Here is a 21,830-nt window from a genome sequence, read left to right on the forward strand (position 1 = left end):
GAGGGACGACCGCCATGCGCCGTACCGCTCCCACCCCGAGGACCCCCGACGCGCCGCCGCCCGGCCCCGGACGGCGCCGCCCGCCCCGCGGCATGCGCCGCCGGTCGAGCCTGGTGCTGCTCGCCTGCGCCGTCTTCTTCACCGCGCTGTCCCCGCTGATGCGGTGGTACGCCTTCCCCCGGCTCGCCAAGATCCCGCCCGGCCAGTACCAGGACATGGTCCTGGAGGCCCGGCCCGCCACCCTCCTCAACTACGGGACGATGAAGGCCGAGCGCGTCCCGAAGGTCACCATCGTGCAGACTCTCAAGGGCGATGTGGCGGCCTCCGACCGGATCGAGAAGTCCGCGGGCCGGGACATCGTCGTCTGGGACGCGCTGTCCTACGTCGCCGGACCCGACGGCAAGATGGTCTCCGCGATCCCCGAGCGCTATCTCTTCGACGCGCACTCCCAGGAACCCGTGCACGCCACCGGCGAGATGGTCGACGGCGACCCGGTGCGCCGCGAGGGCATCGAGTTCAAGTGGCCGTTCCTCACCGAGCGGCGCGACTACTCCTACTTCGACGCCCAGACCCGCACCTCGGCCCCCATCCACTACAAGGGGACCCGCACCTTCCGCGGCCTGGAGGTCTACTACTTCGAGCAGACCATCCCCTGGACCAAGGTCGCCCTCCCCAAGAAGATGCCGGTCGAGGGCATCACCCCGCAGTCCGTCGCGAAGATGGGCACCACCCGCTGGTACAGCACCAAGCGGATGTTCTGGGTCGAGCCCGTCACCGGCGCCCCGGTCAACGGCCAGGAGATCCACAAGGAAGAGCTGCGCGGCGGCGATCTGCTGCCCGGCGGCGGCAAGGTCACCGCCTTCGCCGGCCATGTGAAGATGCGTGCCGACTACGTCGACTCCACGGTGTCCCTGGTGACCTCGCAACGCACCCTCGTCCTGCTGCTCACCCGCTACCTCCCCTGGGGCTTCCTGCTCCTCGGCGCCGCGCTGCTCGCCCTGAGCCTGTACCTCGAAGCCCGCGGCCGCCGCCCCGCCCCCGCACCGGCCCGGCCGCCCGTCCCCGCGGCGACAGCCGGCGGCCCGTGACGCCGCTCAGCCCCGCCTGAGCCGCGCCGACGTGTGCCGCGTCGGCTCCGCCGTCGACGGATCCTCCGGCCAGGGATGCTTCGGGTAGCGGCCGCGCAACTCCGCGCGCACGGACCGGTATCCGTCCCGCCAGAACGAGGCGAGATCGGCCGTGACGGCGGCCGGACGCCCCGCGGGGGAGAGCAGATGCACCAGCACCGGCACCCGCCCGCCGGCCACCCGCGGCGACTCCTGCCAGCCGAACAGCTCCTGGAGCTTGACCGCCAGCACCGGCTGCGCACCCTCGTAATCCACCCGCACCCGGGAACCGCTCGGCACCTCGAGACGCTCCGGCGCCAGCTCGTCGAAGCGGGCCGCCTCGCCGGACGCCCACGGCAGCAGCCGGGCCAGCGCCTGCCCCGCATCGATCCGCTCCAGATCCGCCCGCCGTCGCGCCCGCCCGAGCTCCACCCCCAGCCACTCCTCGACGCACTCCAGCAGCGCCGCATCCGAGACCTCCGGCCAGGGCGCGCCCAACTCCCGGTGCAGGAACGCCATCCGCTGCCGCGACGACACCGCGGCGGCCGACCACCGCAGCAGCCCGAGCCCCTCCCGTCGCAGGCCCGCCACCACCGCGTCCCGCAGCAGCCCGGGGTCGGGCGCGGTCAGCGGCCGGGCCGCCAGCTCGATCGCCCCCAGCCGGGTCACCCGCCGGGCCACCACGTCCCCGTCCGCCCAGCGCACCTCCTCACCGGACGCGTACAACGCCGGCGCCGCCGCACGCGCCGTCTCCTCGTCGATCACCGCCGCCAGCCGCACCCGCGCCGACGCGGCCGCCACCGGCCGGTCCGCCACCGCCACCGCCAGCCACTCCGCATCCCGCAGCCCCGAACCACCCGCCGCGCCCGGGGACCCCGGCCGCTGCCCCCATCCGGCCTGCGTCCCCGCCCCCGCCGTCTCGGCCCCCGTCCCGGATGCCATGAGGAAACTCCCGCCACCACGGGCCCGCGCGACCCGCTCCGGGAACGCCAGCGCGGCGACGAGACCGGCCACCGCATCGTCCGTGAGCGCCGCGCCGGCACCCCGGCCGCCGTCCCCGCCCGAGCCGGTACGCTCTCCGGCCGCCGACGCCAGCCGCCGTGCCTCCTGCCGCCACCTGGCTCCGTACGCATCGCCGCCCCGCCGCGCGGTGCGCCACGCCGCCGCCAGATCGTCCCCATAGGCGCGCGGCGGCTCCTCGCTCAGCAGGGCGACCACCTCCGCCGCCCGTCGCACCCCGGCCTGCGGCGCCCCGTCCAGCAGGGCCCGCGCCAGCCGCGGATGCAGTCCGAGCCGCGCCATCCGCGCGCCCCGCTCCGTGGCCCGGCCGGCCCCGTCCACCGCACCGATCGCCGTGAGCACCTCCTGGGCCGCGGCCAGCGCACCGGCCGGCGGCGCGTCGAGCAGGGCCAGCCCGTCCGCCGCCGGATCACCCCAGCAGGCCGCCTGAAGGGCGAACGCCGTCAGATCGGCGACCCTGATCTCCGGATCGGGGAACGCCGGCAGCCGCCCGTCCTCACCCTCCGGCCAGCAGCGGTACACCGCGCCCGGCGCCTCCCGCCCCGCCCGGCCGGCCCGCTGCCGGGCCGCCGCCCGGGAGGCCCGCACGGTGGTGAGCGCGCTGAGCCCCCGTGCGTGATCCGTCCGCGGCACCCGCGCCAGCCCGCTGTCCACCACCACCCGTACGCCCGGCACGGTCAGGCTGGACTCCGCCACCGACGTCGCCAGCACCACCCGCCGTGCACCGTTCCCGCCCGCCAATACGGCGTCCTGCACCGCGGCCGGCGCCCGCCCGTGCACCTGAAGCACCTCGGCGTCCACCCCGGCCAGCTCCCCGGCGACCCGCCCGATCTCCCCGACACCGGGAAGGAAACACAGCACATCCCCCGACCGCTCGCGCAGCGCCCGCCGCACCACTCCCGCCACGTGCGTCAGCAGCGCCGGATCCACCCGCGTCCCGTGCGCCGGCCGCACCGCCCGCTCCGGCGCCGCCCACACCACCTCCACGGGATGCGACACGCCCGCCGCCTCGACCACCGGCGCCGCGCCCTGCGCACCGCCCAGCAGCCGCGCCCACCCCTCCGCGTCCGTCGTGGCGGACGCCGCCACCAGCCGCAGCTCGGGCCGCAGGGTCTCCCGTACGTCCAGGAGGAAGGCCGCGGCGGTATCCGCATCCAGATGCCGCTCATGACACTCGTCGAGCACCACCACATCGACCCCGGCCAGCTCCGGATCGCGCTGAAGCCGCTGAAGCAGCACGCCGGTGGTCACCACTTCCACGGTGGTACGGGGCCCGGCCCGGCGCTCACCGCGCACCGTGAACCCCACCGGCCCCCAGCCCTGCGCCGGAGGAGCCCCCGTGCCGACCTCCTCGCCCAGGAGCCAGGCCATCCGCCGCGCGGCCGCACGGGCCGCCATCCGGCGCGGCTCGGCGACCAGCACCCGCCGCACCGGCCCCACGCCGGTCAGCCCCGCCAGATCCAGCGGCACCAGCGTCGTCTTGCCGGTACCCGGCGGGGCACACAGCACCGCGCTCCCGGGCCCGTCGAGGGCGGCGCGCAGTGCGGGCAACGCGGTACGGACGGGCAGCTGGGCAAGGGCGTCACGGCGGATCACGCCCCCAGTCTGCCGCCCCGGCCCCGCACCCCGGCCCGCTGCCCCGGGCCTCCGAGCCGGCTGCGGCCCCTAAGGACAGCCCTAAGACTCCGCCGTACACACGAAGATCGCCGTCCCCGGGATCAGATGCCCGCGCAGCGGGGACCAGCCGCCCCACTCCTGGGTGTTCCACTCGGGCCATTCCGGTTCCACGAGATCCTCCAGCCGGAACCCGGCGGCCACCACGTCCCGTACCCGGTCACCCAGCGTCCGGTGGTGCTCGACATACACGGCCCGGCCCGCCTCGTCCTGTTCCACATACGGCGTGCGGTCGAAATAGGACGCCCCCACCGACAGCCCCTCCGGCCCCGGCTCGTCGGGGAAGGCCCACCGGATCGGGTGGGAGACGGAGAAGACGAACCGGCCCCCCGGCCGCAGCACCCTGCGCACCTCCCGCAGCACCCGCACCGGATCGGCGACGAACGGCAGCGCCCCATAGGCGGAGCAGGCGAGATCGAAACTGTGGTCGCGGAACGGCAGCGCCCCGGCGTCCGCCTCCACCAGCCCGACGGCGTCGTCCGCCGCGCCGTCCGCGATCCGCAGCGCGTGCTGGAGTTGCCGGTGGGAGAGGTCCAGCGCCACCGGGAGCGCGCCCTGCGCCGCCAGCCAGCGGGAGCACTGCGCCGCGCCGGCCCCGATCTCCAGGATCCGCCGCCCCTTCAGCTCGGCGGCAGGACCCAGCAGCGCGGCCTCCGCCTCGTCCAGCCCCTCGGGCCCCCAGATGAACCGGTCGTCCCCGAGGAAGGCACCGTGCTCGCTCTGGTACTCGTCCGCGTTGCGGTCCCACCACCCACGGCTGGCCCGGCTGCTTTCGGTGTCCGAGGCGTCACGGCGGGTCGCCTCGGGCTCGTGGTCTTGGTTCATCGCGCCCGTCGTCGTAGTCTTTGCTCTGCTTGTCGCTGCAGGGACTGTGAGGCCGTTCGACCTCGCGGAACATCGCGTGTGCCGGTTATGGGGTTTTCCGCCCCCGGTGTGCGCGTTCGCGCATTGACCGGGTCCGGCTGCCCCCGTATGCTACAAGTTGCGCTGCGGGCTTGCGCGCCTCAGACGGAGCAGGCCGCGCTCGCATCTGTATGTATGTCCCCTCGGTTTGAGGCGATTCGGGTCGTTCCGGATGCTTTGCATTTGTGAGCTCCCCCAAGATTCGCCCTTCACACTGTCCGGCTTATGCAGAGGCGATACGGGCTCTCGGCGTAGCAGTACCTACGACTTCAATGTCCGTACCGGAGCCCTTTCCCACATGACGAGCAGCACCGAGACCACCGCCACCACCCCGCAGGTTGCGGTCAACGACATCGGTAACGAGGAAGCTTTCCTCGCCGCGATCGACGAGACGATCAAGTACTTCAACGACGGCGACATCGTCGACGGCGTCATCGTGAAGGTCGACCGGGACGAGGTCCTGCTCGACATCGGTTACAAGACCGAAGGCGTCATCCCGAGCCGTGAGCTCTCGATCAAGCACGACGTCGACCCCAACGAGGTCGTTGCCGTCGGTGACGAGATCGAGGCCCTGGTCCTCCAGAAGGAGGACAAGGAAGGCCGCCTGATCCTCTCGAAGAAGCGTGCCCAGTACGAGCGCGCCTGGGGCACCATCGAGAAGATCAAGGAAGAGGACGGGATCGTCACCGGTACCGTCATCGAGGTCGTCAAGGGTGGACTCATCCTCGACATCGGCCTCCGTGGCTTCCTCCCGGCCTCCCTGGTCGAGATGCGCCGCGTCCGCGACCTTCAGCCCTACGTGGGCAAGGAGCTCGAGGCCAAGATCATCGAGCTGGACAAGAACCGCAACAACGTGGTCCTGTCCCGCCGTGCCTGGCTGGAGCAGACCCAGAGCGAGGTCCGCCAGACCTTCCTCACCACCCTCCAGAAGGGTCAGGTGCGCTCCGGCGTCGTCTCCTCCATCGTCAACTTCGGTGCCTTCGTGGACCTGGGTGGCGTCGACGGTCTCGTCCACGTCTCCGAGCTGTCCTGGAAGCACATCGACCACCCGTCCGAGGTCGTCGAGGTCGGCCAGGAGGTCACGGTCGAGGTCCTGGACGTCGACATGGACCGCGAGCGCGTCTCCCTGTCGCTCAAGGCGACCCAGGAAGACCCGTGGCAGCAGTTCGCCCGGACCCACCAGATCGGTCAGGTCGTCCCGGGTAAGGTCACCAAGCTCGTTCCCTTCGGTGCGTTCGTGCGCGTCGACGAGGGCATCGAGGGCCTGGTCCACATCTCCGAGCTGGCCGAGCGCCACGTCGAGATCCCGGAGCAGGTTGTCCAGGTCAACGACGAGATCTTCGTCAAGGTCATCGACATCGACCTCGAGCGCCGCCGCATCAGCCTCTCGCTGAAGCAGGCCAACGAGTCCTTCGGTGCCGACCCGTCGGCGGTCGAGTTCGACCCGACCCTGTACGGCATGGCCGCGTCCTACGACGACCAGGGCAACTACATCTACCCCGAGGGCTTCGACCCCGAGACCAACGACTGGCTCGAGGGCTACGAGACCCAGCGCGAGGCGTGGGAGAACCAGTACGCCGAGGCGCAGCAGCGCTTCGAGCAGCACCAGGCTCAGGTCATCAAGTCCCGCGAGGCCGACGAGCAGGCTGCGGCCGAGGGCGCTGCGGCGCCGGCGGCGCAGGGTGGCGGCCAGGCCGGCGGCGGCAACGCCGGTGGCGGCGGCTCCTACTCCTCGGAGTCGGCGGACAACTCCGGCGCCCTGGCGTCGGACGAGGCCCTCGCCGCGCTCCGCGAGAAGCTGGCCGGCGGCCAGAGCTGAGCTCTCGCCGATAGGCACTAGCCGATAGACGAAGGCCCGTTCCCCTTGGGGGGAGCGGGCCTTCGTCGTGTTTGGTGGTGGGCGGTGGCCGGGGTGGGTGTGTACGGGGCGGGTCGTGTACGGGGCCGGGCCGGTGGTGTGCAGCGGGTGGGGGTGGGGGTGGGGCTGTCTGCGGGGGTGGCGAGAACCGGACGGAACGTGGGGGCTGGGGGCGGCTCGGTCCGGAGGTGGGGAGAGAGGGGGAACTTGCCGCCTTTGTGGGGGAGTTGATGGTTCTGAGGGGGAGGGGGTTGGGGCAGGGGCTGGGCGCGGAGGCGTGCGTTGGGGGTGGGGGTGTGGGGGCGCCCCGTGGGGGGCGCGGCGTCCGTGGGCCCGAGAGCGCGGGAGCCCGGGAGCCCGGCGGGCCGGGCGGGGTGGCGCGGGGCGTGTGCGGCTGCGAGGGCTCGCGTGGGGCCGGAAACAGCCGGTTTCGGATGGGTGGGGCGGGGGCGGTGTGTGGCACCGGTGTGTGGGGGGACTGGCTCTGATGTGGGGCCGGGCGGTGCGCACGGTGGGCCGGGTCATCTCCGTTGCCGGGAATGCCTGCGCCAGGTCGTGCGTTGCCGCTCATGAGAACGAGGAGGAGCGGTCACTGTGTTGGATCCCCAGGGTTTGTACGAATGGGAGCCGAGCGGGCTCGCGGAGGTGGAGGCGCTTGCCTCCAGGGACTCCGCCGGACTGGTGCTGCTGTACCACTTCGACGGGTACATCGACGCCGGTGAGACCGGCGACCAGATCGTCGAGCGGCTGCTGGACGGCCTGCCGAACGAGCTCGTCGCCCGCTTCGACCACGACCGCCTCGTCGACTACCGCGCCCGCCGGCCCCTGCTCACCTTCGAGCGCAGCCGCTGGACCGCCTACGAGACCCCGAGCATCGAGCTGAGGCTCGTACGGGACACCACCGACGCGCCGTTCCTGCTGCTGTCCGGCCCCGAACCGGACGTCGAGTGGGAGCGCTTCGCGAGCGCCGTGAAGGAGATCGTGGAGCGGCTCGGCGTGCGCCTCTCGGTGAACTTCCACGGCATCCCCATGGGCGTCCCGCACACCCGCCCCGTGGGCCTCACCCCGCACGGCAACCGCACCGATCTGATGCCGGGGCACGGCGGCTTCTTCGACGAGGCGCAGGTGCCCGGCAGCGCGGAGGCGCTGATCGAATTCCGGCTGGCGGAAGCGGGACACGATGTCCTGGGAGTGGCGGCGCACGTACCGCACTACATCGCCCGCTCCGCCTACCCGGACGCCGCACTGACCGCTCTGGAGGCGGTGACGGCGGCGACCGGCCTGGTGCTGCCGGGCGCCGCGCATTCGCTGCGCACGGAGGCGCTGCGGACGCAGGAGGAGATCGAGCGGCAGATCTCGGAGGGCGACGAGGAGCTGGTCGCACTGGTCAGCGGGCTGGAGCATCAGTACGACGCGGTGGCCGGCGCGGAAACCCGCGGGAGCCTCGTCGCCGAACCGGCAGAACTGCCCACGGCCGACGAGATCGGCCGCGAATTCGAACGCTTCCTGGCGGAGCGGGAAGGCGATGGCGGGGCGGCCGGGGCTTGATGCCGGGGGGCGCTTGAGCGGACGCCGGTGCCGGTGCCGGCGCTTGAGCTGGCTGGTGCGTGGGTCGGCCGGTGTCTGAGCCGGCCGGCTGGAATCGGCGGGTGCTTGGTCCGGTTGGTGCTGGAACCGGCCGGTGTCTGAATTGGCGGGGGCTCTTGTGCTTCGGTGTCTGAGCCGGGCGGCGCCTGAATCAGTGGGAGTCTCCTGCCGTCCGGGCGCAGCGTATAGCGTGGGCCCATGGTGAAGGTGGGGCTGACCGGCGGAATCGGCGCGGGCAAGAGTGAGGTTTCGCGACTGCTGGCGTCGTACGGCGCGGTGATCGTGGACGCGGACAAGATCGCACGCGAGGTCGTCGAGCCGGGTACGCCCGGACTGGCGGCGGTGGTCGAGGAGTTCGGGGCCGACATCCTCACGCCGGACGGCACGCTGGACCGGCCGAAGCTGGGCGGCATCGTGTTCTCCGACCCCGGCAAGCTCAAGGCGCTGAACGCGATCGTGCACCCGCTGGTCGGGGCCCGCTCGGCCGAACTCGAAGCCTCGGCGGGCCCGGACGCGGTAGTGGTGCACGACGTGCCGCTGCTGACGGAGAACGGGCTGGCTCCGCTGTACGACCTGGTGGTGGTCGTCGACGCCGCCTCACAGACCCAGCTGGACCGCTTGGTACGGCTGCGCGGCATGGCGGAGGACGAGGCGAAGTCGAGGATGGCGGCCCAGGCGACCCGCGAACAGCGGCTGGCGGTCGCGGATCTGGTCATTGACAATGACGGACCGCTGGAGGCCCTGGAACCGCAGGTCCGCGCAGTATGGGAGCGCCTGCGGACCTCCTGAGGCCGGACGGTACCCTCGCCGCCATGACTGCTGCTTCCGGCGTTGACGCCAAGACCCCTGACATCGAGTCCGACCTCGCCGCGGAGCCCGGCTCCGGCACCGCCGCCGAGTCCCCCACCGCCGGGGACGCGGCGCCGGCATCGTTCGTGGTCAACATCCCCGGCATCGCGGACGACGATCTTGAGCCCGATCCCCTGGACCCGTCCCAAATCGTCTCCGGAGAGCCGGTGGTCACGGGCAAGGTGCTGTGGGAGGCCCCCGACGGCCGGCAGATCCGGGGCATCTGGCAGATCACTCCGGGCGTGGTGACGGACACCGAGGCCAATGAGCTGTTCGTGGTCGTCAGCGGGCGCGCCACCATCGAGGTCGAGGGCGGCCCGGTACTGGAGGTCGGCCCCGGTGACGCCTGCGTCCTGCGCGAGGGCGACCGCACCCGGTGGACCGTGCACGAGACCCTGCGCAAGGCGTACCACATCAGCTTGTAGCGGCAGGGCGTTGCGGGCTGCGGGCTGCGGGCTGCGGGCTGTGGGCTGCGGGGCGTGCGCGCTGCGGGCTGTGGGGCTGCGGGGTGTGGGCTGCGGCTGCGAGCGCCTGGCGCAGGAGGTGGAGGCGGAGGCGGGCGCGGGAGGCGGGCGCCTGGCGCCTGGGAGGTAGGAGGCGGGAGGGGTGAGGGGGACAGGGGATGGAGGTGGCGTGGCTCTGGGGGCCTCCCCCCCTCCCCTCCCCTCCCACCCTCCTCCGCCTCCTCCGCCACCTCCGCCGCCTCCGTTTCCTCCGGCTCCTCTGCCCTGCCTCCGAGGCTGGTGCCTCCGCGCTGCCGGCACCTCCGCTCCTTGCCCTTCTGCTTTCTCTCGCGCCGCCCCGCGGTCTGTTTCTGGAACCTCCCAGGCTGGGGGCGAGGATGGATCATTGCCCTACGCCGTCCCTTCTCCCGGCACATGGGGAGAGCCTCATGCGGGGGCGCAGGTAGGGCCGGTTGAGGCCGGGCCGGTGAGGGAATGCCCGGACCGATGGGATTGTTGTGCCGCAGGCAACGCCGTACGGTCCGCAGGTAAGGGAACTCCCGACGGCGACCGAGAGGAGCAGCCCGTGCCCGAGAGCAGCCCCGAGACGCATGTCATCGATTTCCGCGCCGCGGAGCAGCTGTTGGCGGCCCGCGATCCGCGCGGGGCGATCCGGCTGCTGGACTCGGTCATCACCGCGCACCCCGAGAACACCGCGGCCCGACTGCTGCGCGCCCGTGCTTTCTTTCTCGCAGCTCAACTGCGTCCTGCGGAACTCGAGTTCCAGATCGTTCTGGAGCGCGAACCGGACAATGCCTTCGCGCACTTCGCCCTAGGCCGCACCTTGGAGCGTGCCGACCGGTCCGAGGAAGCCTTGCGGCACTTCCGCCTGGCGGCGGCCCTCGACCCGCGCCCGGATTACATCGAAGCCGCCCGCTTCGCACACGACACCGGCGACGGCGATGGCCACGGCGAACGCGATCCTGGTTCCCCTAACGGCGATCAGGAGTAGTCACGCGGAGGCCCTCCTGCGTTCGCGTCAATGTCCCTCCCCTCTGTATGGGTTGCCCTCGCCGTCAGGGGCGTGACGCCATGTGTCCATGTGCCGGGCGGCCAAGCCGTGCCGCGTTGTCAGTCCAGACCGCCCCCGCGGCTGGCGCGCGCATGCCCCGTGCCCCGGGAAATCGGCTATCGGAGGTCCCGTTCCGTCGTATGTCGCCTCCCCGCCGGGACTGGGACGGGCTCACGACGGCGTACGTGCGTGCGGTCGTGAAGGCTCGGGTTCAGGAGCCCTGGCCGTGGAGGCACGGCGCCCGGGCGTGCTGGTCGTGGAGCCCCGGGGCGCCCGGGAGCGCTGGTCGTGAGGCCCTCCGGGCCCTCCCCGTCCCACCCCCTGCCCGACGCTCCATAGGCGGTAGGCGGTAGGCGGTAGGCGGTAGGCGGTAGGCGGCACGGGGCCCTGGCAACGCTGCCCCGCAGCTCGTACGGCATGTGTCCGTACAGGAGACCCAGCACGGTTGTGCCGCCGCCCCTACGGCCTGGTGTCCCGTCTCCGGCCTGTGCCGTTGCGTATGCCGAACGCGTCGTTCCGGCCTCGGTCAGGGGCGTAGGGGGGTACGTCCTTGCCCGGCTGGTAGTGCGGTCCCTGGCGGATGTGGCGGATCACCATCGTCAGGTCCGCGGCCGCCACCATCGCCAGCGCGGCACACGCGGCGGCCCATTCCGGCCTGCCGGCATTGACGAAGGCCACGGCTCCGGCGATCGTCCACAGCAATCCCCACAGCGCCAGCCCACAGCGGATTTTCAGCGGGCTGCGTGCGTGAAGGGGCTCATTTCCTGTACGCATCGGAAGCCATCTCCCACCTCCAGGATCCTCCCGGTCGACGAGCCAGTCACCTGTCCCTGGCACCTCTTTCCCTACTTTTCACCCTTTGCTCCTCGGCTTTGTCGGGGGTGGGCGCGGGTCGCCGGCGGGGTGGCTGTTGATCCACGAGAGTCCGCCGATGTCGAGCAGTGATCGGGCGCGGGTCACGGCGACGTAGGCCAGGCGCGCCTCGTCGATGTCGATCGGGCCGGGGACCGGGGTGCCGTCGTCGTCGCGGTCGTCGAGATCTTCGGGGCCGGTGAAATCGTCTGCGATGCGCACGCGTGCCCACTCCCGGCCCTTGGCCCGATGGGCCGTGGACACCGTCACCTCGGCGGACTCCTCGGGGGAGAGCCGGTCCAGGACGTACAGCAGGTCCTCGGTGCCGTGCTCGTCGACCAGCTCCACCAGGGGCAACAGGTCCCGTCCGGCCGGGTCGTACTCCGCGTACTCGCGCAGTTCGCCCCAGGTCTCGAAGAGCATCAGCTCGGGGTGGGCCGTGCGGCGCCCGGATTCGAGGTCGTGGGCGGCGCGGGCAAGGGCGCTGAGTGCCTCGCCGCCGCCGGCCAGCGCGACCCTGCGGTCCGCGTCCAGCTGTCGTATCACCTCCACCATGGCTCCCACATTGGTCCGGCACAGGACCGCGTCCGGTGCACGGGCCGTGCCCAACTCCGTCTCCAGGCCGGGCGAACCTGTGAGCCGGATCGGTGCGCCGATGATCGTGAGCCAGCGGTTGGCCTCAGCGGCGAGCGGCGGGCCGAAGCGGAACGAGCGGGAGAGGCTGAGCTGTCGGCCGTCGAATCCGGTCATCACGTCGCGTGCGCCGCGCCAGCCGTAGATGGCCTGGGCGGAGTCCCCGACCAGGACCAGCTGAGCGTGGTCGCGCTGGGCCGTGAAGACCTGCTCGACCACGGGGTTGGTGTCCTGTGCCTCGTCAAGGAGCAGGAAGTCCGCCGGGATGACGGGATCGCGCAGTGCCCACATCTTGAGGTAGTGGTCGTGCTCGAAGCGGACCACGCCGTGAGCGGGGTGCTGGAGATCGGCCCAGGCTTTGCGCGCGTAGGGGAGAGTGAGCTCGGCGAGCTGCGCCCGCAGCGGCTCGGCCTCGGCTCCGCGCAGGGGCGGGACATGGTGTGCTGCGAGCTCCTTGTCGGCCGACTGGCAAAAGCGGGTGACGGTGCGCAGGATCGTGTGGGAGAGCGCCCTGTTGGTGACCTTGCGTGCTCCGAGGCGTAAGGACATCGCCTCGTTGATGCCCAGGGCCGCACCCGTGCGCCATCCCGCTTGCCGTGGGGCTTTCAGCCGTGCCTGGTAGTGCCTGCCCACGGCGGTGTAGGCGAGGGCGTGGGCGGTCCCGCAGGTCACCTCGGCGGGGAAGGCCCGGGCGGCATGGCGCGCGACCGCTCTGTTGAAGGCGATGTACCGGCCCCGCCGGCCCTGTCGCCGGGCGGTGCGGGCGAGCAGGGCGAGGGTCGTCGTTTTGCCGGTCCCGGCGCCCGCCTGGATCACGAGATGCGCGCCGGTCGGGAAGGCATCCGTTGCGGCGGTTTGTTCGTGTGTGGGGGTGTGCATGAGAGCTCCTCACCGATACCGATTGAATGATCACTGAGAGTGATGACGTCACTCACCGTAGCGGATTTCGGGGTGCGGGCAAGGAGATTTTCGTGGGCTGTGGATAACCCTGGCCGGTGCGCGGAAAGCGCAGGTGGGGAGCGTTGTCAGTGCTGTCTGCTTCCATCGGGGTCAGGCAGCGGCGGTCAGACGATCGTCGGCGGGCGGGGCGGCGCGATGGCCGTCGGCCGGCCGAGGGCGGCGGGCCTGCGCCCGCGGTCTCCGCCATGGCGCCGGGCGCGTGCCGCGGCGGGGCGGAGCCGAGGGAGGGGGTGACCGGTGATTCATCGCCCGCCGCTGTCGGAGGCCGGAGCAGACGCGGGAGAGGGGGCGGGAGACGCCGTGGGGACGACCGTAGACTCGCAGGTCGGGGGCGTAGGAGTAGGGCGGGCGCGGCAGGCTCCGAGGCTGCCGCGAACGGGGCGGAACGACCAGGCGATCGACCAGGCAGCAGGGGATGGAATGGCGAGGCGGTGGGAGACGGCAGCGGGGGAGCCCCGGTCGCCGGACGGCTCGTCTTCCGCCCTGCCTGAGGGCAATGGGCAGGGCCGCGGAATCGCCGATGCCGCCCTGGCCGGCTGTGCCGCGGTCTTCCTGCCCGCCCAGCCGCCGCGCGCCGGGAAGATCGCTTTCTGGCGTCCCGAGGGCGGGCCGCTCCCGGATCTCGGCGCCCGGGGAAGCGACGAAGGGGCGGGGGACGGGCACAAAGCCGCCGAGCAGGGGACGTTGACCGTCGCCCGCCGTCACGGGAACGGCGCCCGCAGCCGTACGGTCCCCGCCGTCCTGCTCCCGGCGGCCGAGGTCGTCCCCTTGCTGGTCCGGGCCCGGCACGACCCGACGGCTCATCCGGCCGCCGCCTGCTGGGGCGCGGCCACCCTGCATGCGCTGCATCTCGCCGCCCGGGGCCGCATCCTGCCGGGACTGACCCTTGAGGACACCGATGCCTGGCGCGCCGGCCCGCTCGACGCCGAGGACATCGCGCACCTCCGGGCCATCGCCGCCGCCATGCCCGCCGAGGCCCATGCCGTGCCGATCCCGGGCAGCCGTCCTCTTCAGGTGACCGATCCCGCGGTTCTGGTACGGCTCTTTGTGGACGCGGTCGTCGATGCGCTGCCCCGCACGCCCGCCGCCGGACTGGTGGCCGGTGCCCCGTTCGCCGCGAGTGCGCCCCAGCATCTGCCCGGCGCCCGGGAGTGGGCCGCCGAGGTGGCGGCCGGTGTCGACGCCGGTGTGCGGCTCTCCCTGCGTCTCGACCTCGCCCCGCACAAGCTCTTCGACAGGGCGGAGGAGAGCGCGGCGGGCGGCTCCGAAGAGCGCAGCGCGGCTGCCGCCGTCCTCCAGGTGCACAGCCTCACCGACCCCACCCTGGTCGCCGACGCCCGGGAACTGTGGGAAGGCGAAGGCCCCGACCACCTCGGGCCGCGTTCCCGGGTGGACACTCTCCTCGCGCTGCGCCGCGCGGCCCGCATCTGGGCCCCGCTCGCCCGCCTCTTGGAGCGGCCGGTCCCCGACGTACTGCCGCTCGGCGAGGACGAGTTGTACGACCTGCTGGGGGAAGCCGCGCCACGCCTGGGCGCCGCGGGCGTCACCGTCCACTGGCCCAGGGAGATCGCCCGCGGGCTGACCGCCGCCGCGGTGCTGCGCCCGGCGCCGGGCTCGGCCGCGGACGGCTTCGGCTTCTTCGACACCAGTGAACTGCTGCAATTCCGCTGGCAGCTGGCGATGGACGGAGTGCCGCTGACCGAGGCGGAAATGGACGCCCTCGCCGAGGCGCACCGCCCCGTCGTCCGGCTGCGTGACCAGTGGGTCCTGGTGGACCCCGGGCTCGTCCGTAAGGCCCGTAAGCGCGAACTGGGCTATCTGGAGCCGGTCGACGCCCTCGCCGCGACGCTCAACGGCACCGCCGAGGTGGACGGCGAGGAGGTCGAGGTGGTGCCGCAGGGCGCCCTCGCCGCCCTGCGCGGACGCCTCACCAGCGAGGCCCGCCCCCTGCCCCAGCCGCCCGGACTGCGCGCCACCCTCCGTGACTACCAACTACGGGGCATGGCCTGGCTCGACACCATGACCTCCCTCGGCCTCGGCGGCTGCCTCGCCGACGACATGGGCCTGGGCAAGACCCTCACCGTCATCGCGCTCCATCGGCACCGGCGGCCGAGCGCACCGGTCCTCGTGGTCTGCCCGGCCTCCCTGCTGGGCAACTGGCAGCGCGAGATCGAGCGCTTCGCCCCCGGCACGCCCGTACGCCGCTTCCACGGCGCCGGCCGCAGCCTCGACGGCCTCGACGGCGGCTTCGTGCTGACGACCTACGGGACGATGCGCAGCAGCGCCACCCAGCTGGCCGGGAGGTCATGGGCCTGGGTCGTCGCCGATGAGGCCCAGCACGTGAAGAACGCGCGCTCCTCGACGGCCAAGGCGCTGCGCAGCATCAAAGCCCCCGCCCGGATCGCCCTCACCGGCACGCCCGTGGAGAACAACCTCTCCGAGCTGTGGGCCCTCCTCGACTGGACGACCCCCGGGCTCCTCGGGCCGCTCAAGACGTTCCGCGCACTGCACGCCCGGGAGGTCGAGGGCGGCGAGGATCCGGCGGCGGCCGAGCGGCTGGCCAGGCTGGTGCGCCCGTTCATCCTGCGCCGTAAGAAGTCCGACCCGGGGATCGCGCCCGAATTGCCGCCCAAGACCGAGACGGACCATCCGGTGGCGCTGGGGCGCGAACAGGCCGCGCTCTATCAGGCCGTCGTCCGCGAGACCCTCACCCGGATCGAGACCGCCGAAGGCATCGCCCGCCGTGGCCTGGTCATGAAACTGCTCACGGCCCTCAAACAGATCTGCAACCACCCCGCGCAGTACCTGAAGGAGGCCGCGCCCGGTCTCGCCGCCCGCTCCGGGAAGCTCGAACTCCTCGACGAACTCCTGGACACCATCCTCGCCGAGGGCGGCGCCACCCTGATCTTCACCCAGTACGTGGGCATGGCGCGGCTGCTCGAAGGGCACCTGGCCACCCGCGGCATCCCGGCGCAACTCCTGCACGGCGGCACGCCCGTCGCCGAACGGGAGAGGATGGTCGACCGCTTCCAGTCCGGGCACGCCCCGGTCTTCCTGCTGTCCCTGAAGGCGGCGGGCACCGGCCTGAACCTGACCCGCGCCGGACATGTGATCCACTACGACCGTTGGTGGAACCCGGCGGTGGAGGAGCAGGCCACCGACCGCGCCTACCGCATCGGCCAGACCCAGCCCGTCCAGGTCCACCGGCTGATCGCCGAGGGCACCGTCGAGGACAACATCGCCCAACTCCTCAGTGCCAAACGGGCGCTCGCCGACGCGGTGCTCTCCGGTGGCGAGACCGCGCTCACCGAGCTCTCCGATGCCGAACTGGCCGACCTCGTCTCCCTCAGGAGGCCCGGATGAACCCTCGCCGCACCTCCGGGCGCGCCGCCGCCGCGGACCGGCAGGCCCGCGCGGACCGCTCGCGTACCTTCCCGCCCCTGCCGGTCCGGCCCGGTGCCCGGGGGCTGTTCGCCGAATCCTGGTGGGGCAGCGCCTGGCTGGACGCACTGGAGACCACCGCGCTCGACAGCGCCCGGCTCGCCCGTGGCCGCACCTACGCCCGCGACGGCCATGTCGACACCATCAACGTCACCCCGGGCCGCATCGTCGCCACCGTACGCGGCAGCAGGCCCCGGCCCTACAGTGCCGACATCCGCCTCCGGACCCTCAGCGACCAGGAGTGGGACCGCCTCCTGGATGCCATCGCCGCCGAGCCCGACCAACTGACCGCCCTGCTGGCCAAGAAGCTGCCCCGGGCGCTGGCCGACGGCGGGACGCCGCTCCTCCCCGGGCCGGGCGACCTCGTCCCCCGATGCTCGTGCCCCGACCACGGCAGGCCCTGTAAGCACGCCGCCGCACTCTGCTTCCAGGTGGCCCGCCTCCTGGACGCTGACCCGTTCGTGCTGCTGCTGATGCGTGGCCGCGGCGAACGCGAACTCCTCGACGACCTCTCCCGCCGCAACGCCGCCCGCACCGCCCACGAAGCCCGCGCCCACACCGTCGCCACCACCTCGCCGCCCCCACACGGCCAAGGGCCCGAGGGCCGTCCGGCGACGCCAACTGCCGTTCCGGGACCGGTCGCTGAGGCGGCCCCCGGAGAGCGTGCGGCACCGGAGACGTCCACTTCTCACGGCGTCCTGGCCAGAGTGGCGCTCGCCGACCGCCCCCGGCCGCCGCTCCCGCCACCACTGCCGGCGCCCCCACGGCCCGGCCGCCCGCCGGCCCTGCCGGACGGCGACGGCCTGCCCTTCGACCCCGCCGCCCTCGAATTCCTGGCAGCCGACGCCGCCGCCCGCGCCCACGCCTGCGTGACCGCCGCCGCACCCCCGGGCCCCGGCTCCGGACGCCCGGCCGTCCACAGCCCGTTCCCGTCACTGCCTCCATGGGAGGACGCCATCCGCCTGACGGCCACCGCCCACCCCACCGCCGGCCTGACCTCCACCACCCGGGCCCTCTACCGTGACCTCGCCGCCGCGACCGGCCGTACGACCACGGACGTGGCCCGCTCCGTCGCCGCCTGGCGGCAGGGCGGACCCGAGGGCCTCGCCCTCCTCGACACCACCTGGAACCCCCCGGCCGGCGACTTCGACCGGGCCCGCAGCGCCCTCCTCGCCGCGGACCTCCCGTCCCTGCGCCCGCGCCACAACCACCTCACCGACCCGGACCGCGGCATCCAGCTCCGCTTCGGCCACGACCACCGCTGGTATCCGTACGAATCCGAGCCCGGCGCCGAGGACTGGTGGCCCACCGGCCCGGCCGACCCCGACCCCGTGGGCGCCCTCACCGCCCTGCTCGCGCGATGACTAACCTCAACGCCGTGGAAGGTCTCGACGCACTCACCCGGTCCCTTGCCCGGCGCACCCCCGAACAACTCGCCGCACTCCTCACCCGCCATGCCGAGCCGCTCGCCCGCCGGCCCGCCCCCACCGAACTACGCGGCCTGGCCGGCATTTTGTGGTCCTACGAAACCCTCCACCAACTGGTGCTGCACCTCGATCACCCCCGGCTCCAGGTGCTCACCGCCACCGCCCGCATCAGCCAGGAACGCGCCCGGAATGCCGCCCCCGGCCCCGCCGCCCCCGCCCCGGGCGCCGACTACCAGTCCCTGATGGCGCACCGGCTGTCCTTCGCCCACCTGGCCACCGAACCCGTCCCGCCCGAAGACGTCTTCGCCGCCCTCGATGCCACCCCGCCCGGCCGCACCCGCACCGCCGCCGAAACCGCCCTGCACGCCCTCTACGACGACGGGCTCGCCGCGCCCACCGAAGACGGCGCGATCGTCGTCCCGCCGCGCACCCCGCAACTCCTGGCCGCCCACGACCCCGGCCCGCTCCTCGCCGACGCCCCGCGGCCCACCCCGGACGACCCCGCCGGCCCCGCGACGCCCGCCGCGTCCGTCCCGCCGACCTCGCCGTACGACGAATCCCGGGCCGCCGCGGCAACCCTCGCCGCCACCCTGGACCGCCTGCTGGCCTCTCTGGCGACGCAGCCCGCCGCGCTGCGCAAGTCGGGCGGGCTGGCCGTACGCGAGATCAAACGGCTGGCCAAGGCGGCCGGCGCCACCGAACCGCACACCCGCCTCCTCCTCGACCTGGCGCTCGCCGCCGACCTGATCGCGCTGACCCGCACCCCGTCCGGCATCACCGCGCTCCCCACCGGCGCCTACGACGACTGGCTCGGCCGGCCGCCCGGCGCCCGCCTCGCCCCCGTCCTGGCCGCCTGGTCAGAGCTGTGGGACATCCCCACCCACACCCCGTTCGGCGAGACCCCGACCGCACTGGTCCGCGGCCACGACCGGCACGCGCCCGCCCTCCGGCACGCCCTCCTCGCCGCCCTGGCCGCCGTCCCTTACGGGGCGGGAGTCCCCCTCCCGCCCCTGCCGTTCACCGAACCCCCGGAGCCGGAGGGCGGCAGCGCCACCCCCTGGAACGATCTCCTCCGGGCAGCGGACTGGCACCGCCCCCTCGCCGTCACCCACCAGCCGATGGCCGGGGAACGCGCCGCTCACACCCTCCACGAAGCCGCCTACCTGGGCCTGGTCGCCCACGGCACCCTCACCCCGCTCGGCCGCGCACTGCTCACCGACCCCCGGTCGCTGGACCGGCCACTCGCCGATCTGCTGCCGCCGCTCCTCGAACAGGCCCATTTCCAGGCCGATCTGACCGCTGTCGTGTCCGGCCGCCCCGCCGCCGCGCTCGCCGCCCTGCTCACCTCCGCGGCCGACCGCGAATCCGAGGACCACGCCGTGACCTGGCGCTTCACACCCGCCTCCGTGCGCCGCGCACTGGACACCGGCCACACCGCCGACACCCTCCTGGCGGACCTCACCCGCGCCTCGGCGACCGGCGCCCTGCCACAGCCCCTCGACTACCTCATCCAGAACACCGCCCGCGCCCACGGCCGGATGCGCGTCCTGCCCGCCGCCTGCTGCATCCGCTCGGACGACGAGGCCCTGGTCAAGGAACTCGCCGCCCACCGCGCGCTGCATGCCCTCGGGCTGCGCGCCATCGCCCCGACCGTCCTGGTCAGCGCCCGGCCGCCGGCCGCCACCCTGGACGCGCTGCGCGCCGCCGGCTACGCCCCGACCCTGGAATCCGACACCGGCACCACGACCGTCGAACGCCTCCCCACCCACCGCGCCACGGCGCCTGCCCCCACCCGTGACCACCGGGCGCCACTCGCCCTGGCCCACCGCCTCCTGGGAGTCCCGGCACCACGCCACGACGCCACAAAGCCCGGCGGGGAGTGACCTGTTGGCGGGGAGCGGCACGCCGCCGTCCCGGGGCGAGAGCAACGGTTCCGGGAAGTTTCCTCGGCGACCGCCGCGCGCCCCCAGGCGCCGGGCCCGCGGCCGATGCGTCCGCGCCATCAAGGAGCGAGGGCGGCCCCGTCAGCCGTCAGCCGGTTTCCGTCGCGTCGCCCAGTTGATCCGGCGCAGCGCCGTCGGCCCGAAGCTGAGCGGGCGGGGGAGGCGTCTGGGGGAGGCGGGTGTGGAGCCGGGAGAGCGGGGCGGGGCCGCGGGCTGTCCCGGAGAGGGCGGCGCGGCCGAGAGCGCGGCGGCCGACCGTGCCGAGCGGGCCGCGCCGGCACCGGCCGTCGGAGGGTGCGGACCGGCGGCGGACGGGCTTCCGGGCGCTGCTGTGCGGGGTGCCGGGGCCGGCTCGGGCGACGTCTGCCGGGCCGGTGCGCTGCCTGCCGTGGGCCGGGGCCGTGCCGTCCCCCGGAGCAGCCCGAGTGCGGCGGTGGGGCGCAGGAGCGGGACCGCGGGGGCGGCGGGTGCGAGGACGTCGAGGTAGGCGCGGCGGACGGCCCGGCTCGTGGCGGAGTGGCGCGGGTCGCCGGTGGCCACGGACCACGGTTCCTGGGCGAGGCGTCCGATGGTCCGCTGCGTCCTCCGGGCGAGGGACGGCTCGTCCATGCCGTGCCGTCGCAGTGCCCCGCGCAGCGCGGCGGCAGCGTGGGCGGCGAGGGAGAGGCCCTGACCGCAGTCGTGGGCGAGCGAGACCACGGCACCGCCGACGGCGATGAACCCCGTCGGCCAGGACGGCAGTTGCTCATAGCGCCGCCGCCGGTCCGAGGTGTCGCGAGTGAGCCGTACCTCGCTCAGCGGCTCGGCGTCGGCGATGAGGTCGGCGATGGCGGGATGGCCCGTACGGCGGGCGAACGGCACGAACCGGCCCGCGTGTTCGGAGGGCCGGTCGTCCCCGGTACCGGTGAGCGTGACCAGCCAGCGTCCGCCTTCGATCGGGACCAGCGTCGCCGTCTTCCCGGGAATCGGGCGACGGTGCCGTGCGCCGGGGCCGGTTAGCGCCGGACGGGCGGTGAGCACCGGGCAGTTCTCGGCGCCCTCGGTGGCACGGAAGATCCGGGTCGCCGAGACGATCCCGGAGTCCGTCACGTCCTCATGAGCGGCCGGCAGCCCCAGTGCGGTCAGCCACTCCCGGGAGGCGGAGTGCCGGCCCGTGGCGTCGACGACGAGATCGGCGTCCAGCAGGTAGCCGGCGCCGCTGGTGGTGTCCCGGACGCGCACCCCGGTGATGTGTTCGGCGGTACCGGTCAGTTCGGTCGCTTCGGTTCCGTCGAGGACGGTCACCCCCGGGAGGGCCGGCACCTGCCGGCGGATGACCCGGTCGAGCAGATCGCGGGAGCAGGCGAGCAGATACCGCGAGCGTGTACGGCGGCCCGGCCGGCCCTTCGGGGAGCGGCCGGCGAACTCCGCGGGTAACGGCATCCGGCGGGCGCCCTCCGCCACCCAGCGCGCGGCACTGCCGGGCAGCACGGCGTCGATCAGCCGGACGCCGTCCGCCGTCAACAACTGTGCGTGCCGGGCCTGCGGCAGGTCCGTGGGGTGGGCGGGGGTCCGCGGCAGCCGCTCCCGTTCGACGACGATGACATCGGCGTGTCCGGACAGGGCCGCGGCCGCGAGCATGCCCGTGAAGCCACCGCCGAGCACCACGGCGAGGTAAGGGTGGGTGAACTCCAGACCGTTGCTGCTCGACGCGTTCATGGGCAGTCCCTTTCTCGGCAGCGGCGCGCCGTTCCCCGGCGGGAGCGGGACACGTCCAGAAAGGGCGGTGCCGCATACGGTCGGGAACGTCGGCGGGCGGCGGCGATGACGGCGTCGGTGGCGGCCGCGAAGGAAGCCGTGAAGGATGCCGCCAACGAGGACGGCAAGGATGCGGAGGCGGTCCGCAGGAAGCGCAGCGCTGCCGGTGGGAGTGGCTGTGCGCGTTGTGGGTCCCGGGGGGGGCGCGCGCCCCCCCCCCCGGCCACCCCCCCCCGAACCCCCCAAAGTAACACCCACCCCACGACCGCCCCCCCCCGCCCGCCCACCCCGCCCACAACCCCGCACTCCTATATAAAAAATACAA

General features: G+C 73.5%; 14 protein-coding genes. 9 read left to right on the forward strand and 5 right to left on the reverse strand.

All coding sequences use genetic code 11. The features are described 5' to 3' along the window. Positions 1-92: 92 nt before the first annotated feature. Positions 93-1,088 (forward strand): DUF3068 domain-containing protein, encoded by a 996-nt coding sequence (locus ACFWJW_RS24640; RefSeq protein WP_387245337.1) that lies wholly within the window; start codon positions 93-95, stop codon positions 1,086-1,088. A gap of 6 nt (positions 1,089-1,094) precedes the next feature. On the opposite strand, the gene hrpB is transcribed toward ACFWJW_RS24640, so the two are convergent. Both hrpB and ACFWJW_RS24650 read right to left on the reverse strand, forming a co-directional pair. Further along, a complete protein-coding gene (hrpB, locus tag ACFWJW_RS24645) occupies positions 1,095-3,722 on the reverse strand; it encodes an ATP-dependent helicase HrpB (RefSeq protein ID WP_387245289.1) in 2,628 nt (875 codons plus the stop codon). Positions 3,723-3,803: 81 nt separating this feature from the next. Further along, positions 3,804-4,625, reverse strand: coding sequence for a class I SAM-dependent methyltransferase (locus tag ACFWJW_RS24650; protein WP_387245292.1), 822 nt, complete (start codon positions 4,623-4,625; stop codon positions 3,804-3,806). 376 nt (positions 4,626-5,001) lie between these two features. Between ACFWJW_RS24650 and rpsA the strand changes: the two genes are divergently transcribed. The 5 genes from rpsA to ACFWJW_RS24675 all read left to right on the forward strand — a co-directional run bounded on the left by rpsA (position 5,002) and on the right by ACFWJW_RS24675 (position 10,452). Continuing rightward, complete coding sequence (gene rpsA, locus ACFWJW_RS24655) at positions 5,002-6,522, forward strand: 30S ribosomal protein S1 (protein ID WP_033271630.1); 1,521 nt, start codon at positions 5,002-5,004, stop codon at positions 6,520-6,522. Positions 6,523-7,155: 633 nt separating this feature from the next. Beyond that, positions 7,156-8,109, forward strand: a complete 954-nt coding sequence (locus tag ACFWJW_RS24660; protein WP_387245295.1) for a PAC2 family protein — start codon at positions 7,156-7,158, stop codon at positions 8,107-8,109. A gap of 237 nt (positions 8,110-8,346) precedes the next feature. Continuing rightward, positions 8,347-8,937 (forward strand): dephospho-CoA kinase, encoded by a 591-nt coding sequence (gene coaE / locus ACFWJW_RS24665; RefSeq protein WP_387245298.1) that lies wholly within the window; start codon positions 8,347-8,349, stop codon positions 8,935-8,937. Between the two features lie 23 nt (positions 8,938-8,960). Next, complete coding sequence (locus ACFWJW_RS24670) at positions 8,961-9,422, forward strand: cupin domain-containing protein (protein ID WP_387245301.1); 462 nt, start codon at positions 8,961-8,963, stop codon at positions 9,420-9,422. A 604-nt stretch (positions 9,423-10,026) separates the two neighbouring features. Continuing rightward, complete coding sequence (locus ACFWJW_RS24675; protein WP_387245304.1) at positions 10,027-10,452, forward strand: tetratricopeptide repeat protein; 426 nt, start codon at positions 10,027-10,029, stop codon at positions 10,450-10,452. A 519-nt stretch (positions 10,453-10,971) separates the two neighbouring features. Here the strand turns inward: ACFWJW_RS24675 and ACFWJW_RS24680 are convergent. Continuing rightward, the gene (locus tag ACFWJW_RS24680; protein WP_387245307.1) at positions 10,972-11,286 is read right to left on the reverse strand and encodes a DUF6343 family protein; all 315 of its coding nucleotides are present in this window, start codon (positions 11,284-11,286) and stop codon (positions 10,972-10,974) included. A gap of 78 nt (positions 11,287-11,364) precedes the next feature. After that, complete coding sequence (locus ACFWJW_RS24685; RefSeq protein WP_387245310.1) at positions 11,365-12,876, reverse strand: UvrD-helicase domain-containing protein; 1,512 nt, start codon at positions 12,874-12,876, stop codon at positions 11,365-11,367. A 501-nt stretch (positions 12,877-13,377) separates the two neighbouring features. Between ACFWJW_RS24685 and ACFWJW_RS24690 the strand changes: the two genes are divergently transcribed. The 3 genes from ACFWJW_RS24690 to ACFWJW_RS24700 are packed head-to-tail and all read left to right on the forward strand — an operon-like array spanning position 13,378 to position 19,708. Continuing rightward, positions 13,378-16,320, forward strand: a complete 2,943-nt coding sequence (locus ACFWJW_RS24690; RefSeq protein ID WP_387245313.1) for a DEAD/DEAH box helicase — start codon at positions 13,378-13,380, stop codon at positions 16,318-16,320. After that, positions 16,317-17,762: an SWIM zinc finger family protein gene (locus tag ACFWJW_RS24695; RefSeq protein WP_387245316.1), complete on the forward strand. Its 1,446-nt coding sequence runs from the start codon at positions 16,317-16,319 to the stop codon at positions 17,760-17,762. Before ACFWJW_RS24690 ends, ACFWJW_RS24695 begins: the two co-directional genes overlap by 4 nt. Continuing rightward, positions 17,759-19,708 (forward strand): helicase-associated domain-containing protein, encoded by a 1,950-nt coding sequence (locus ACFWJW_RS24700; protein ID WP_387245319.1) that lies wholly within the window; start codon positions 17,759-17,761, stop codon positions 19,706-19,708. The genes ACFWJW_RS24695 and ACFWJW_RS24700 overlap by 4 nt, the downstream gene beginning before the upstream one ends. A gap of 141 nt (positions 19,709-19,849) precedes the next feature. Here ACFWJW_RS24700 and ACFWJW_RS24705 read toward each other — a convergent pair whose 3' ends face one another. Further along, positions 19,850-21,466: an FAD-dependent monooxygenase gene (locus ACFWJW_RS24705; protein WP_387245322.1), complete on the reverse strand. Its 1,617-nt coding sequence runs from the start codon at positions 21,464-21,466 to the stop codon at positions 19,850-19,852. Positions 21,467-21,830: the final 364 nt, after the last annotated feature.

It is taken from the genome of Streptomyces sp. NPDC127097 (assembly GCF_042724075.1).
Lineage (GTDB): Bacteria > Actinomycetota > Actinomycetes > Streptomycetales > Streptomycetaceae > Streptomyces.

Bases quoted from the DNA above. Each gene is read 5' to 3' on its own strand.
- ACFWJW_RS24680 (WP_387245307.1), bottom strand. From the start codon at position 11,286: ATGCGTACAGGAAATGAGCCCCTTCACGCACGCAGCCCGCTGAAAATC.
- ACFWJW_RS24670 (WP_387245301.1), top strand. From the start codon at position 8,961: ATGACTGCTGCTTCCGGCGTTGACGCCAAGACCCCTGACATCGAGTCC.
- ACFWJW_RS24695 (WP_387245316.1), top strand. From the start codon at position 16,317: ATGAACCCTCGCCGCACCTCCGGGCGCGCCGCCGCCGCGGACCGGCAG.
- ACFWJW_RS24640 (WP_387245337.1), top strand. From the start codon at position 93: ATGCGCCGCCGGTCGAGCCTGGTGCTGCTCGCCTGCGCCGTCTTCTTC.
- rpsA (WP_033271630.1), top strand. From the start codon at position 5,002: ATGACGAGCAGCACCGAGACCACCGCCACCACCCCGCAGGTTGCGGTC.
- coaE (WP_387245298.1), top strand. From the start codon at position 8,347: ATGGTGAAGGTGGGGCTGACCGGCGGAATCGGCGCGGGCAAGAGTGAG.
- ACFWJW_RS24705 (WP_387245322.1), bottom strand. From the start codon at position 21,466: ATGAACGCGTCGAGCAGCAACGGTCTGGAGTTCACCCACCCTTACCTC.
- ACFWJW_RS24700 (WP_387245319.1), top strand. From the start codon at position 17,759: ATGACTAACCTCAACGCCGTGGAAGGTCTCGACGCACTCACCCGGTCC.
- ACFWJW_RS24650 (WP_387245292.1), bottom strand. From the start codon at position 4,625: ATGAACCAAGACCACGAGCCCGAGGCGACCCGCCGTGACGCCTCGGAC.
- ACFWJW_RS24690 (WP_387245313.1), top strand. From the start codon at position 13,378: ATGGCGAGGCGGTGGGAGACGGCAGCGGGGGAGCCCCGGTCGCCGGAC.
- ACFWJW_RS24685 (WP_387245310.1), bottom strand. From the start codon at position 12,876: ATGCACACCCCCACACACGAACAAACCGCCGCAACGGATGCCTTCCCG.